General features: G+C 69.7%; 10 protein-coding genes. 2 read left to right on the plus strand and 8 right to left on the minus strand.

Translation table 11 applies throughout. From position 1 onward, the window contains the following. Positions 1-3 precede the first annotated feature (3 nt). From urtC to urtA, 3 genes are all read right to left on the minus strand, one after another. Positions 4-1,149, minus strand: a complete 1,146-nt coding sequence (gene urtC, locus DLJ53_RS11285) for an urea ABC transporter permease subunit UrtC (RefSeq protein ID WP_111345206.1) — start codon at positions 1,147-1,149, stop codon at positions 4-6. A 7-nt stretch (positions 1,150-1,156) separates the two neighbouring features. Beyond that, positions 1,157-2,083 (minus strand): urea ABC transporter permease subunit UrtB, encoded by a 927-nt coding sequence (urtB, locus tag DLJ53_RS11290; RefSeq protein WP_111345208.1) that lies wholly within the window; start codon positions 2,081-2,083, stop codon positions 1,157-1,159. A gap of 131 nt (positions 2,084-2,214) precedes the next feature. Then, a complete protein-coding gene (gene urtA / locus DLJ53_RS11295) occupies positions 2,215-3,486 on the minus strand; it encodes an urea ABC transporter substrate-binding protein (protein WP_111346249.1) in 1,272 nt (423 codons plus the stop codon). A gap of 405 nt (positions 3,487-3,891) precedes the next feature. Between urtA and DLJ53_RS11300 the strand changes: the two genes are divergently transcribed. Next, positions 3,892-7,263 carry a hybrid sensor histidine kinase/response regulator gene (locus DLJ53_RS11300; protein WP_111345209.1) on the plus strand — a complete coding sequence of 1,124 codons (3,372 nt, stop codon included), beginning with the start codon at positions 3,892-3,894 and terminating at the stop codon, positions 7,261-7,263. Beyond that, positions 7,253-8,179: a response regulator transcription factor gene (locus tag DLJ53_RS11305; protein WP_111345211.1), complete on the plus strand. Its 927-nt coding sequence runs from the start codon at positions 7,253-7,255 to the stop codon at positions 8,177-8,179. The genes DLJ53_RS11300 and DLJ53_RS11305 overlap by 11 nt, the downstream gene beginning before the upstream one ends. Positions 8,180-8,246: 67 nt before the next feature. Here the strand turns inward: DLJ53_RS11305 and DLJ53_RS11310 are convergent, their stop codons facing one another. The 5 genes from DLJ53_RS11310 to DLJ53_RS11330 are packed head-to-tail and all read right to left on the minus strand — an operon-like array spanning position 8,247 to position 14,439. Continuing rightward, on the minus strand, positions 8,247-9,389 hold the full coding sequence (locus tag DLJ53_RS11310) for a M24 family metallopeptidase (protein WP_111345212.1): 1,143 nt from the start codon (positions 9,387-9,389) through the stop codon (positions 8,247-8,249). Continuing rightward, positions 9,386-10,603, minus strand: coding sequence for a M20 family metallopeptidase (locus DLJ53_RS11315; RefSeq protein WP_111345213.1), 1,218 nt, complete (start codon positions 10,601-10,603; stop codon positions 9,386-9,388). The genes DLJ53_RS11310 and DLJ53_RS11315 overlap by 4 nt, the downstream gene beginning before the upstream one ends. A gap of 4 nt (positions 10,604-10,607) precedes the next feature. Then, positions 10,608-12,656 carry a dipeptide ABC transporter ATP-binding protein gene (locus DLJ53_RS11320; RefSeq protein ID WP_111345215.1) on the minus strand — a complete coding sequence of 683 codons (2,049 nt, stop codon included), beginning with the start codon at positions 12,654-12,656 and terminating at the stop codon, positions 10,608-10,610. Further along, positions 12,653-13,492: an ABC transporter permease gene (locus DLJ53_RS11325; RefSeq protein WP_111345216.1), complete on the minus strand. Its 840-nt coding sequence runs from the start codon at positions 13,490-13,492 to the stop codon at positions 12,653-12,655. Before DLJ53_RS11325 ends, DLJ53_RS11320 begins: the two co-directional genes overlap by 4 nt. After that, positions 13,489-14,439 carry an ABC transporter permease gene (locus DLJ53_RS11330; protein WP_111345218.1) on the minus strand — a complete coding sequence of 317 codons (951 nt, stop codon included), beginning with the start codon at positions 14,437-14,439 and terminating at the stop codon, positions 13,489-13,491. The genes DLJ53_RS11325 and DLJ53_RS11330 overlap by 4 nt, the downstream gene beginning before the upstream one ends. Between the last annotated feature and the right edge of the window lie 56 nt (positions 14,440-14,495).

Consider the following 14,495-nt stretch of genomic DNA (forward strand, 5'->3'; position numbering starts at 1 on the left):
CCGTTACTCCGCAGGGTTGGGCTGCTGGACCGCCGGTTCGGCGATCACCGGGCCGCGGCTGCGGCGGAGGGCCTTGCGGATCGGCGTCTCGATCCAGTCGTTGTAGAGACCGGCGACACCGGACGGGAAGGCGAGCACCACGCCGATGAAGAGCGCGCCCATGGCGAAGAGCCAGAGTTCCGGGAAGCTCTCCGACAGCGCCGTCTTCGCCCAGTTGACGAGAAGGGTCCCGTACACGGCGCCGAAGATGGAGTAGCGCCCGCCGACCGCGCAGAAGATCACCATCTCGATCGACGGCACGATGCCGACGAAGGACGGCGACATGAAACCGACCTGCAGGGTGAACATCGCCCCGCCGATGCCGGCGAACGCGCAGCCGAGGCAGAAGACGAAGATCTTGAAGTTGGCGACGTCGTAGCCGGAGAAGCGCACCCGGTCCTCCCGGTCGCGGATCGCGATGAGCAGCCGGCCGAGCTTCGAGCGGCGCACGAAGTGGGCCATGAACAGGCACGCGAAGAGGAGGACGGCGTTGACGAAGTAGAGGATCACCTTCGCGTCGTCGGTGCGGATGTCCCAGCCGAGCATCGTCCGGAGGTCGGTGATGCCGTTGACGCCGCCGGTGTAGCCCTGCTGGCCGATGATGAGGATCGTCAGGATCGCGGCGATCGCCTGGGTGATGATGGCGAAGTAGACGCCGCCGACACGGCGGCGGAACATCGCGACGCCGATGACGAAGGAGAGCGCGACCGGCACCAGCACCACCGCGACGAGCGCGAAGGGGAGGTAGTGGAACGGTTCCCACCACCAGGGCAGGTACGTGACCTGGTTCCAGTCCATGAAGTCCGGGATGCCGGGGGTGGACTGGATGGCGGTGTTCTCGGGCGAGGAGGCCTCGAGCTTCAGGAACATCGCCATGCAGTAGCCGCCAAGGCCGAAGAAGACGCCCTGACCCAGCGAGAGGATGCCGCCCGCGCCCCAGCACAGCACCAGCCCGAGCGCGACGAACGCGTAGGTGAGGTACTTGCCGAAGAGGTTGAGGCGGAAGACGTCCATCGTCATCGGCAGGACGACGAAGATCAGCGCGGCGAGGACGACGAAGCCCATGAGCTCCGTCCACGTGAACATGCGTTGGGAGACGACGCGGTTCATGGCGGCCTCAGTTGCGGATCTTGAGGGTGAAGAGACCCTGGGGACGCAGCATCAGGATGCCGACGACCGTGAGCAGGGTGAGCACCTTCGCCATGGAGCCGGAGATGAAAAACTCCATGAGCGACTGCGCCTGGCTGATCGAGAACGCCGAGGCGATCGTGCCCGCGAGGCTCGCCGCGCCGCCGAAGACGACCACCAGGAAGGTGTCGACGATGTAGAGCTGGCCGGACGAGGGGCCGGTGGAGCCGATCATCGTGAAGGCGGCGCCCGCGACGCCGGCGATCCCGCAGCCGATGCCGAAGGTCATCCGGTCGACGCGTTCGGTGTTGATGCCGACCGCGCCGGCCATCGGCCGGTTGAAGGTGACCGCGCGGACCTTCTTGCCCCACTGGCTCTTCATCAGGAGGATCGCGACGGCGACCGCGATGGCGAACGTGAGGACCATCACGAAGAGGCCGTTGATGGGCACCTCGATGAGGTCGGTCAGGGGCAGGGAGCCCATCATCCAGTCCGGGATGGTGACGCCCACCTCACGCGCGCCGAACACCGACCGGTAGGTCTGCTGGAGGATGAGGCTCAGGCCCCAGGTGGCGAGCAGCGTGTCGAGCGGTCTTCGGTAGAGGTGCCGGATGAGGAGCCACTCGACCATCATCCCCAGCGCCCCCGCCGCGATGAAGGCGAGAATCATGGCGACGAAGAAGTAGATGCTGAACAGCGCCGGGATGTGGTTGGCGAAGAAGTGCGAGCACAGGTACGTCACGTACGCGCCCAAAATCATGAACTCGCCGTGCGCCATGTTGATGACGCCCATCTGGCCGAAGATGATGGCGAGGCCGAGCGCCATGAGGACGAGGACGGAGAAGAGGATCAACCCCGCGAAGCCTTGCATGGCAAAGATCGCGATGAGGTCGCTGGACGAATAGCCTTCGAACATCGGCGGCACCTTGATGGGAGAGGCGGGCGCGCGGCGGGGCGGCCGGATCCGGGGACCCGGCGCCGCCGCTCACGCGGGGGCGGGAGGCGCGGCGATCGGCCGGACGACGCGTCGCCGCCCGGCGCCGGGGCTTATTGGTAGCCTTCGGGGAACGGATCCGGCTCGACGAGGTCCTCGGTCTCGAACACCACCTCGTACTGGCCGTCCGCCTTGGCGCGGCCGACGCGGGTGCGCGACCACAGGTGATGGTTCTCGTGGATGCGCACGTAGCCTTCCGGCGCCTGCGGGAACTCGATGTCCGGCGAGGCCTCGCGCACCTTGTCGACGTCGAACGAGCCGGCCTTCTCCACCGCGAGCTTCCACAGCCACGGGCCGAGGTAGGCGGCCTGCGTCACGTCGCCGATCACCATGTCGCTGCCCCACATGTCCTTGAAGGCGGCGACGAAGGTGTCGTTGTTCTCGTTCTGAAGGCTCTGGAAATACTTCATGCAGGCGTAGGCGCCTTCGATGTTCTCGCCACCGATGCCGCGGATCTCGTCCTCGGTCACCGAGATGGTGAGGAGCACCGGCTTCTCCTCCGTCATGTCGATGCCGGCGGCCTTCAGCTGCTTGTAGAAGGCGACGTTCGAGCCGCCGACGACGATGGCGTAGATCACGTCCGGCTTGCGCAGGCGGATCTTGTTGATCACGGAGTTGAACTGCGTGTGACCGAGCGGGTAATACTCCTCACCGACCACCTTGAGGCCGAGCTTGTCCTCGATGTGCTTGCGCGCGATCTTGTTGGACGTGCGCGGCCAGATGTAGTCCGAACCGAGGAGGTAGAAGGTCTTCGCGCCCTTCTCGTTCGTCACCCAGTCGATGCCGGCGATGATCTGCTGGGTGGCCTCCTGCCCGGTGTAGATGACGTTGGGCGACTGCTCGAGGCCTTCGTAGAAGGTCGGGTAGTAGAGCATGCCGTTGTACTGCTCGAACACCGGCAGCACCGCCTTGCGGGAGGCGGAGGTCCAGCAGCCCATCACCGAGGCGACCTTGTCGTTGACGAGGAGCTTCCTCGCCTTCTCGGCGAAGGTCGGCCAGTCGGACGCGCCATCCTCCTGGATGAACTGGATCTTGCGGCCGAGCACGCCGCCCTGGGCGTTGATCTGGTCGATGGCGAGCTTCTCGGCCTGCACCGAACCGGTCTCGGAGATCGCCATCGTGCCGGTGACGGAGTGCAGGATGCCCACCGTCACGGTGTCGTCGGTCACGGCAAGGCCGCTCGTGTTGACCTGCGCGGTCGGATAGTCCTGCGCGCGCAGGCCCTTGGGCATGAAGAGGCTGGCGGATAGGGCCGCGGAGCCCAGGAGCATGCCGCGCCGGCTGAGGGGCGGGAAGATCCCGCGGGTCTTGTCGTTGTCGCTCATGGTCATCCTCGCATCGGGAAAGGCGGGGAGCACCTCGGGCCGCCGGCGGCGGGCCGCCCCGAGGCGCAACGGGTCGAAGACGCGCGACGGCGCATCCGGAAGAGGGCGCCGCGTGGCGCCAGCGGTGAGAGGGGAGCGCCGTCCGGCGCCGGGGTTCGCAGCGCCGCGGGGCGCAGGGGACGATGGGGGTCAGCTTGGTTGGCGATACCCCAAACGGACAATGGGTGGTCTTACCCATGGCGCCGGGCAGTCTTCCCCGGCATCGTCGATCCGGATGGTGCGAAGATTGCAAAGGATCCGTCGCTCGGGACGAATCATGACAAAGGTCTGCTGCCTGCGATTGCAGCCGTTTCGGCGGCAGCACTTGCAGTTCTGTGTGCCCGGAGGAGCATTGAAAGGGGGGAGATGACCAAGGTGCGGACCATTACGCGCCAGCGTCGGACGTACAACCAGTGGGTGGCCAACGAAACACTGGAAGACTTCGCGCTGCGGTTCACCGCCCGGCGGGCGCGCCGCTGGACCCCGCTGCGCGTGGCCAACACCGCCCTCGGCTCCATCTCATTCCTCGCGCTGGAAGCGATCGGCGCCGCGATCACGCTGTCCACCGGCTTCGACAACGCGGTCGTCGCCATCATGATCGTCGGCGCGATCCTCTTCCTGACGGGCCTTCCCATCGCCTACCACGCGGCGAAGGCGGGCGTGGACATCGACCTCCTGACCCGGGGCGCGGGCTTCGGCTACATCGGCTCGACCATCACCTCGCTGATCTACGCCTCGTTCACGTTCATCTTCTTCGCCCTCGAGGCCGCGATCCTCGCCATGGCGCTGGACCTCTGTTTCGGCGTCCCGCTCTGGATCGGCTATCCGCTCAACGCGCTCGTCGTCATCCCGCTGGTGACGCACGGCTTCACCAAGATCTCGATCTTCCAGAAATGGACGCAGGCGCCCTGGATCGCGCTCAACATCCTGCCGTTCCTGTGCGTCCTCTATGCGGGCAACGTCAGCTTCGACGAGTGGATCGGTTTCACGCCGGAGGGCAGGCCCGAGGGGCTCGACCTCCTGATGCTGGGCGCGGCATGCGGCGTCGTCCTGTCGCTCATCGCGCAGATCGGCGAGCAGGTGGATTTCCTGCGCTTCCTGCCGGAGCCGACGACGCGCGCAGAGCGCCGGCGGTGGTGGCTGGCGCTGATCGCGGCCGGGCCGGGCTGGTCGGCGCTCGGCGTCCTGAAGATGCTGGCGGGGTCCTACCTCGCGGTCCTCGCCCTCTCCGGCGGCGCCTCGTACGCGGCGGCGGCCGACCCGACGCACATGTACCTCGCCGCCTTCTCCACGGCGATCGCCGACCCGCGGATCGCGCTGATCCTCGCCGGCACCTTCGTCGTTATCGCCCAGCTCAAGATCAACGTCACGAACGCCTACGCGGGGTCGATCGCCTGGTCGAACTTCTTCGCGCGGCTGACGCACGCCCATCCGGGGCGCGTCGTCTGGCTCGTCTTCAACGTCACCATCGCGCTGATGCTGATGGAGCTCGGCGTCTTCGCCGCGCTGGAGGCGACGCTCACCATCTACGCCACCGTCGCGGTCGCATGGGTCGGGGCGATCGTCGCCGACCTCACCGTCAACAAGCCGCTCGGCCTCAGTCCGGAGGGGATCGAGTTCCGCCGCGGCTACCTCTACGACATCAACCCCGTCGGTGTCGGCGCGATGGCGGGGGGCGTCGCGCTCGGCTTTTGCGCGCACGGCGGCCTCCTCGGCGTCACCGCGGCCGCGCTCGGCACGCCGATCGCCCTCGTCGCCGCCTTCGCGCTCGCGCCGCTGATCGCGTGGGCGACGGACGGGCGCTACTATATCGCCCGCCCGCACGAGCCGGCCCACGTCCACGACGCGGCGCACGGGGGCGAGGCGGAGTGCACCGTCTGCGGCAACGCCTTCGAGTCCGACGACACGCTCTACTGCCCGTTCTACACCGGCCCGATCTGCTCGCTGTGCTGCTCGCTCGACGCCCGGTGCGGCGACGTCTGCCGGCCCCACGCCCAGCTCCGCGAGCAGGCCGGCCACTTCGTCGACGTCGTCTTTCCGCCGAGGATCGGGCGGCTCCTCAAGACGCGCTACGCGGCGTTCGCCGCGCTGATGACGCTCGCCGCGCTCGTCATGGGCATCCCGCTCCGCTACGTCGCGGTCGTCGCCAACGATCCCGCCGCGCTGACGACGCCGACGCAGGCCGTGTGGCTCTCCTTCGCGATCCTCGCCTTCGTCGCCGGCATCGCCATCTGGCTCTTCGTCCTCGCGCAGGAGGCATCGCGCACGGCCATGCGCGAGAGCGACGAGCACGCGCAGCTCCTGATGCGCGAGATCCGCGCCCACAAGCGCACCGACGCCCAGCTCCGCCGCGCCCGGCAGGAGGCGGAGGCGGCCAACGGCGCAAAGAGCCGCTACGTCGTCGGCATCACCCACGAGCTGCGCACGCCGCTCAACGCGATCCTCGGCTACGCGCAGCTCCTCGAGGCGGATCCCGACCTGCCGCCGCGGCGGCGCGAGGCGGTCTCCGTGATGCGGCGCAGCGGCGAGCACCTGTCGGGCCTCATCGAGGGGCTCCTCGACATCTCGAAGATCGAGGCCGGGCGGCTGGAACTCCACCCCGGCACAGTGAACCTGCCGGAGTTCCTCGACCAGCTGGTGGCCATCTTCCGCATGCAGGCGGCCGACCGCGGGCTCGCCTTCAAGTTCGTCATCGAGGACAAGATCCCCGACTGGGTGCGCTGCGACGAGCACCGCCTGAAGCAGATCCTGATGAACCTCCTTACCAACGCCATCCGCTACACCGAGCGCGGCGAGGTGGAGTTCAAGGTCGGTTACCGGTCCGAGGTCGCGCGCTTCACCGTGTCGGACACCGGGATCGGCATCGACCCGAGCGAGATCCAGAAGATCTTCATGCCGTTCGCGCGGCTGTCGCGGCCGGGCGGGCCGGTGGTGCCCGGGACCGGGCTCGGCCTCACCATCACCAAGCTCCTCACCGAGATCCAGGGCGGGGAGCTGAAGGTCGCCTCGATCCCCGGCGTCGGCAGCCGCTTCTCGGTGCGGCTCATGCTGCCGCGGGTGCACCAGACGACGTCGGTGCCGGTCAAGCACATCCGCGTCGTGACCGGCTATCTCGGTCCCGGCCGCACCATCATGGTGGTGGAGGACGAGCCGGACCACCGCCGCCTGCTGGAAGACGTACTGCGCCCGATCGGCTTCAATCTCTTCCTCGCCGCCGCCGCGGAGGAGGCGCTCGACCTACTGGGGCAGGTGCGGCCGGACCTCTTCCTCATCGACGTGAAGCTCCCCGGGCTGAGCGGCTGGGACCTCGCCGAGCGGATCCGCGCGGTGGGAAGCGACGCGCCGATCGTGATGGTGTCCGCCCACGCCTCCGACCGCCTCGCCGAGGAGGAGCGGGCGGGGCTGACCGACGAGTTCATCGCCAAGCCCATCAACGTGGAAGACCTGTTGGTGCGGCTGGAGCGCCAGCTCGGCCTGACCTACACGGTCGCCGGGGCCGGACTGGCGCCGGGCGTCGCCGCGCCACGCCCGCGCCTCTCGCGCGAGCGGATCGCCGAGCTGCGCCGCTTCGCACAGATCGGCTGGCCGCGCGGCCTCACCGAGACGCTGGCGGCGATCGAGGAGGAAGACCCCGACCTTTCCGGAACCGTGGCGCACCTCAAGGGGATCGTCGCCACGTTCGACATGTCGCGCCTCGATACGGTGCTCACAGAGATGGAGGCCGCCGATGAACGCTAGCCCGCATCGCCGGACCGTGCTGGAGGAACGCGGCAACCTCGTGCTGGTGGTGGACGACGCACCCGACACGCTGGCGATGCTGATCGACACGCTCGAGGCGAACGGCCTCACCGTGCTCGTCGCGCGCGACGGGGAGACGGCGCTCTCGCTGGTCGGCCGCATCGAGCCCGACGCCATCCTGCTCGACGCGGTGATGCCGGGGCTCGACGGCTTCGAGACGTGCCGCCGTCTGAAGTCCGGTGCCGGCGCGACCCCCGCGCCGATCATCTTCATGACGGGGCTGACGGGGCCGGAGCACATCGTCGCCGGCCTCTCGGCGGGCGGCGTCGACTATGTGACGAAGCCGGTGAACGCGGACGAACTGATCGCGCGCGTCGCGGTCCACGTTTCCAACGCGAGGATGATGCGCGAGGCGCGTAGCGCGCTCGACGCGGTCGGCCAGCCGCTGATGGCCGTCTCGACGGCCGGACGCGTCGCGTGGACCTCGGCGAACGCGCTGTCGATGGCGGCGTCGGTGCTCGACGGCGAGCGGGCGGAGGTCGTGGCGCCGAGTCTTCTCGCCTGGCTGAAGCGCAGCGTCGCGACGGCGGTCTCGGCCGCGACGCCGTGGCAGGCCCCCGAGGGACCGCTGACGATCACCTACATCGGCCGCACGACGTCGGGCGACGTCCTGGTGCGCCTTGCCGCCGATCCGGTCGAGGACGAGCGGCGCCTCGGCGACCATTTCGGCCTCACCGACAGAGAGGCCGAGGTCCTGAACTGGATCGTCAAAGGCAAGTCCAACCGCGACATCGCCGAGATCCTGGCGATCAATCCCGGCACGGTGAACAAGCACCTCGAGAAGATCCTCGCCAAGCTCGGCGTCGAGAACAGGACCGCCGCGGCGGTCTCCGCCGTGCGCGCGCTCGGCGCCTGACGCCCCGCCGCCGCGGCGCCGGCCGGGGACGCAGGACCCACCCCGGGCGGCGCCGGACGGGTCTCGGTCAGACGCTCTCGCCGGCGACGAGGATGCGGCGCGGCGTGTGCGTCAGGAGGCGTGCGCCGCCGTCCTCCACCACCACCGTCTCGGAGAGGGCGAGGCCCTGGGCGGTGGCGTAGACGTGGAAGGTCTGCCCCGCCTCGAACGGCCAATCGGCGCCCGGGTGCAGGCTGAGCGAGGTGTCCGACGAGCGTGGCGTCTTGGCGTAGAGGCCGACCTGGTAGCCGGTGATGTTCGGGTAGTCGTCGCGCAGGCCCGCCGCGATCAGGCCCCGGCGCATGATCGCGTCGACGTCCGCTGCCTTCGCGCCCGGCCGCATCGCCGCGAACTGCTCGTCCTGGAGGGCGACGAGGCGGTCCATCACCGTGCGCTCCCCGGCGGTCGGCTCGCCCAGCTTGATGGAGCGCATGAAGCGGCACGAGTAGTAGCTCACCCGGGGCACCAGCTCGACGTGGAGGATGTCGCCTTCTGAGAGGGCGTCGTCGTGCAGCGTCGCATGCAGGAAGCCCATGCCGTGCCCGTCCGCCTCGGCGCGGCGCGAGATCGAGATCGGGCCGACCCAGTAGTCGTCCGCCCCTTCCGTCAGGTAGTGGAAGGCGGCGATCGCGGACGCGTCGCGCGGGCGCATCCCCGGCTTCAGCGCACGGGCGATCGCCGCCATCGCACCGCTGCCGATGCGGCCGGCCGCCTCGATGGTGGCCACCTCGGCCGCGTCCTTGACGGCGCGCAGGTGGCCCGAGGACTGCGGGATGTCGACGAAGGTCGTCCCCGGCAGAAGCTCCGCCAGACGGTCGCGCGTATGGGCCGTGAAGCCGAACGAGGTGTAGTCCGCGCCGACCGTCCCGGGCGCGAACCGACGGATCTCGGCGGCGACGCGGGCGTGCGCGTCCTCGTGGTCGGCGTAGGCGACGACGTTCGGGACCCAGGTCGCGGCGCGGCAGGGTACCTCGTCGATCCGGCGCAGGACGATGACCGGATCGCCCTCCGCCGGGACGATGGCCGCCCGGTAGAAGGTCTCCGACACGGTGTAGCCGGTCAGCCAGACCATCATTTCGGCGTGGTCGCAGATGTAGACGTCCGCGCCGGCGGCCGCCATCGCATCCCGCAACCTGGTGAGACGCGCGTCGTAGGGTGCGGGCGCGCTCATGCCTCGGCGACCTCGCACACGTCGAGGATCGCCAGCGTGTACATCTTCACGCAGTCGATGAACTGGGTCCTGCGCACGCGCTCGTCCGGCATCGTGTTGAACTCCCCGCCGGGGCCGCAGACGATCCCCTCCATGCCCGCGGCCGCGAGGTGCGCGGCGTCGGTGCCGTAGAAGGCGGGCGGACGGATCGCCCCGGTCGGCTGCGGGCTGCCGCGCACCGCCTCGTAGGCGGCGTTGACGACCTTCACGATCCGGGACTGCGGGTCCACCTCGAACGGCGGCATGCGCGGGCGGCCGCCGTCGTTGGCGTCGATGGTCCACTTGAGCCCCGGATATTCCAGCGCGAGCGCCTCCAGCAGCCGCTCGAGGTCGGCGATGACGCCCGGGATCGACTGGCTCGGCGCGTAGCGGCAGGTGCCCTTGATCTGCGCGTGGTCGGCCACCTGCGGCGGGCGCCACTCGTAGAACTCCTCGCCGAGGCCGGCGCGCATCACGCCGACGTGGCCACGGTTCACCGAACGGTGCGCCGCGCTCGCGGCGCCGGAGAACGTGATCCCGTCGATCCGGTCGACCAGCTTCGCGGCGGCCGCCAGCGCGTCGCACGCCTCCTCGCGCTTGGAGAGGTGGCGCGTGTCGCCGACGAGGTCGATCGTGAACGTGAAGGCGCCCGCGTGGAGCGTCAGCGCCTGCAGGTCGGTCGGCTCGGAGTTGATGAAGTAGTCGGCGCGGGTGCCGTGCTCGATCATCCTGACCGTGCCGACGCCGCCCTGCAGCTCGCCGATGACGAACGTCAGGATGACGTCGCCCTTCAGTTTGACGCCCGCCTTCAGCAGCGTCTCGACGGCGCACAGATATGCCGCGTCGCCCGCCTTCATGTTCGAGACGCCGATCCCGTAGATGAAATCGTCGTCCACCACGCCGCCCCACGGGTCGACGGTCCAGCCGGACGTCGCGGGGTTGGTGTCGAGGTGGCCGTTGAAGAGGAGCGAGGCGCCGCCGCCCGTCCCCTTCAGACGGCCGATCGCGTTGACGCGGTCGCCGACGACCGGCTGCAGCTCCGCCTCGAGGCCGAGACCGTCGAGGATCTCGGCCATGTGGCGGGCGAGGGCGATCTCGCCCTCGGTCTCGGAATAGCTCTTGTGACGCACCATGTCGGCGAGCCGCGCGATGCACGCGTCCTCGTCGATGTGGGCCAGGATCTCGTCGGGCGTCACTGGTTCAGGCCTCCACTTGGGTCTTGAAGCGCCATACCGGAGGCGCGTTCTTCAGCTCGTCGATGGGGATGTGGCAGAGGAGGCCGTGGTCCGGCCGGGCCTCGCGCCACGGGGGAGGGGTGGTCGCGCAGATGTCGCCGACCCGGCGGGGGCAGCGGCTCTCGAACGGGCATCCGGCCAGCCGCTCGGTGCGGCGCGGCAGCGTGCCGGTCAGGCGGATGCGGCGCGTCTCGCTCATCGGGTCGATCGACGGCGAGGACGACATCAGCGCCTCGGTGTAGGGGTGGTAGGGCGTCTCGTCGAGCGAGGCGACGCTGCGCGTCTCGACGATCTCGCCCAAATACATCACGGCGACGCGGTGGGCGACGTGGCGCAGGATGGCGAGGTCGTGGGTGATGAACACCATCGCGCAGCCGGTGTCGCGCTGGATCTCGGCGAGGAGGGCCACGATGGCCGCCTGCACCGCCGCGTCGAGGCCGGACGTCACCTCGTCGCAGATGATCACCTCCGGCTGCGCGGCGATCGCCCGCGCGATGGCGACGCGCTGCTTCTCGCCGCCGGAGAGCTGGTGCGGGTAGCGCTCGGCGTAGTCGGCGGGCAGGCGCACCCGCTCCAGGATGCGGCCGATCTCGGCGCGCCGCTCGCCGGGCGAAAGCCCCCGGTAGAGCTTGAGCGGGCGGGACAGCAGCGTCGCGATGGAGTGGCGCGGGTTGAGCGAGTTGTCCGGGTTCTGGAAGACCATCTGCACCCGGCCGCGGTAGGCGCGGTCGATCGACGCCACGGTGATCCCGTCGAGCTTCACCTCGCCCTCGAACGGGATGAGGCCGACGAGCGCCCGCGCCAGGGTGGACTTGCCGCAGCCCGATTCCCCGACGAGCCCCAGCGTCTCGCCGCGGTTCAGGGTCAGGCCGACGTCGTTGACGGCGCGGACCTTTCGCGAGCGGCCCGTCAGGCGGTCGAGGATCCGGTCGCGCCCGTACGTGACGCGAAGGCCGCTGCCCTCGAAGACCCGCACCGGGCGGATGTCGCCGGGTTCCGTGCCGTGGGCGCTTCCCGCGTCCGGCTGGCCGGCGATCTCCTCGGCGCGGGCACAGGCGACGCGCCGCTCGCCCATGTCATGGAGCCGCACCGGAGCGGCGTCGCAGATCTCGGGCCGGTGGTAGGCGCAGGAGCCGGAGTAGATGCAGGGCGGCGGCGTGCCCCGCCGCGGCGCGGGCCTTGCGCCGGAGATGTCGAGCGAGCGCCCCGTCCGCGTGTCCGACGGGCGCGGCAGGCTGGCGAGGAGCGCGCGGGTGTACGGGTGGCGCGGGGCGGCGAAGAGCGGCCCCGGCTCGGCCACCTCGACGATGCGCCCGCCGTAGATCACGGCGATGCGGTCGGCGATCTCCGCAACGGTGCCGAGGTCGTGGGAGATGAAGAGGCCCGACACCCCGGTCTTCGCTTGCAACTCGCGGAAGAGGTCGAGAAGGGTCGCCGCCGTGGTGGCGTCGAGCGCAGACGTCGGCTCGTCGAAGAGGATCAGCTCCGGGTTGCATGCGAAGGCGAGGGCGAGGACGATGCGCTGCTTCTCGCCGCCCGACACCTCGTGCGCGTAGCGCGTCAGCATGGCGTCGGGGTCCGGCAGGCCCACCATCGCGATGAGCTCCTTGGCGCGGGCCCGGCCGGCGGCGCCCTCGAGGCCGGCGTGGCGGGCGAGGAGCTCCTCGAGGTGGCTGCCGAGCGTCTGCGTCGGGTCGAGCGCGGCACCGGCGTTCTGGAACACCATCGCGATGCGCTTGCCGCGGACCGCCTCCAGTGCGGTCTCGCCCATCGTGGTGAGGTTCTCGCCGGACAGCAGGATTTCGCCGCCCTCGTGGGCGACGCGGCCGGGAAGGTCGCGGATGATGGCGTTGGCGAGCGAGGATTTCGCCGATCCGCTCTCGCCCACGAGGCCGAGAACCTCGCCGCGGCCGATGGTCAGCGTGACGTCGTCGAGGATCCGCACGGGACCGCTCGCCGTCTTGTAGCTCAGCGCGTAGTCGCGGATCGAAAGGACGGGTGGCGTGTCTGTCATTCGGCGATCCTGGGGTTCAGGACGTCGCGGAGGCCGTCGCCCAGCATGTTGAAGGTGATCGCGACGAGGGCGATGGCCGCCCCCGGCACCACCACGGGCCACGGGCTGCGGAAGAGGTGTGCCCGCGCCTCGGAGATCATGAGGCCCCATTCCGGCGAGGGCGGCTGCGCGCCGAGGCCGAGGAAGGAGAGCGTGGCGAAGGTCATGATGGCGAAGGCGACGCGGATCGTAGCCTCGACGATGACCGGCGCGACGGTATTGGGCAGGATCTCGGCGCAGACGATCCAGAGCGCCCCCTCACCGCGCGAGCGGGCGGCGGCGACGTAGTCGAGCGCACGCACCTTCAGCGTCACGGAGCGGGAGATCCGGGCCATTCCGGGCGCGAAGGCGATACCGATCGCGACGACGGCGTTGATCGACGACGAGCCGAGGACGGCGATGATCATCAGCGCGAAGAGCAGGCTGGGGATCGCCATCACCGCATCGTTGATGCGCATGATGAACTCGTCGGTGCGTCCGCCGACGTAGCCGGACAGGATGCCGACGATCGCGCCGAGGAACGTGCCGATGGCGGTGGCGAGGAGCGCCATGAGGACCGTCGAGCGGGCGCCCGTGAGCACGCGGCTCAGGAGGTCCCGGCCGTACCAGTCGGTGCCGAGCGGGAACTCGGCCGAGGGGGCCGCGAAGCGGGCGCCGAAGTTGAAGGTCTCCGGGTCGCGGGGGGCGAGCGACGGCCCGGCGACGGCGACGACCATGAGGACGAGGAACAGGATCAGCCCCACCGCCCCCTGTGGGGTGCGCAGGAGCCCGCGCAGTGTGCGGAAAAAGCCGGTCATTCGAATTGGATCCGCTTGTCGAGCGCCGCGTAGGCGAAATCGGCGAGGAGGTTGGCGACGGCATAGGTGAGCGCCATGACGAGGGCGCCGGCCTGGAGCATCGGCAGGTCCCGGTTCTGGATCGCGAGGATGAGCTGCCGCCCGAGGCCGGGGAAGGCGAACACCTCCTCCACCACGATGACGCCGCCGATCAGGTAGCCGATGTCGAGCGCGATGACGGTGATCGCCGGCAGCAGCGAGTTTGGCAGCGCATGGTGGAACACGACGCGCCTGCGGCCGAGCCCGCGCAGGCGGGCGGCGCGCACGAAGTCGCTGTCCAGCGTGTCGGCCATCTCCGAGCGCACCATCCGGCTGACGTGTGCGGTGAGGATGATGGTGAGCGTGATGACCGGGAGCGCGATGTGGTGCAGCGCGTCGAGCGGGTCGTCCATGAACGAGGTGTAGCCCGACGCCGGAAAGAGGCCGACCGACGGCCCCGCCAGCCAGGCGAGCAGGAGCGTCGCCAGCACGAACTCCGGCAGCGACACGCCGAGGTAGGAGACGAACGAGACCGCGACGTCGGTCGGCCTGCCGCGGCGTGTCGCCGCCAGCACTCCGAGCGGGATCGCGATGATGGTGACGAGGACGAGCGAGAAGGCGGCGAGGATCGCCGAGCGCCCGAACGCGGCCATGATGACCGGTCCCACCGGCTGCCCGGTGCGCAGCGAGGTGCCGAAGTCGCCGCCGAGGACGCCCGACAGCCAGTCCCAGTATTGCACCCAGGCCGGCTGGTCGAGGCCGAGCTTGGCGTTGAGGGCGGCGAGCGCCTCGTCGGTGGCGTATTCGCCCAGGATGAGCTGGGCTGCGTTCGCGGGCAGGATCTGCGTGACCGCGAACACGATCGCGGACACGAGGAGAGCCGTGAGCGCGAGGTAGAACAGTCGTTTTGCAATGAAGACGACGGACATTCAGTCCTCGTTCGCTGGGGTGCGCAGACGGGCCGCGATCGGCCGCCCGCCGGCGC

The sequence above is a fragment of the Acuticoccus sediminis genome, assembly GCF_003258595.1.
GTDB lineage: Bacteria > Pseudomonadota > Alphaproteobacteria > Rhizobiales > Amorphaceae > Acuticoccus > Acuticoccus sediminis.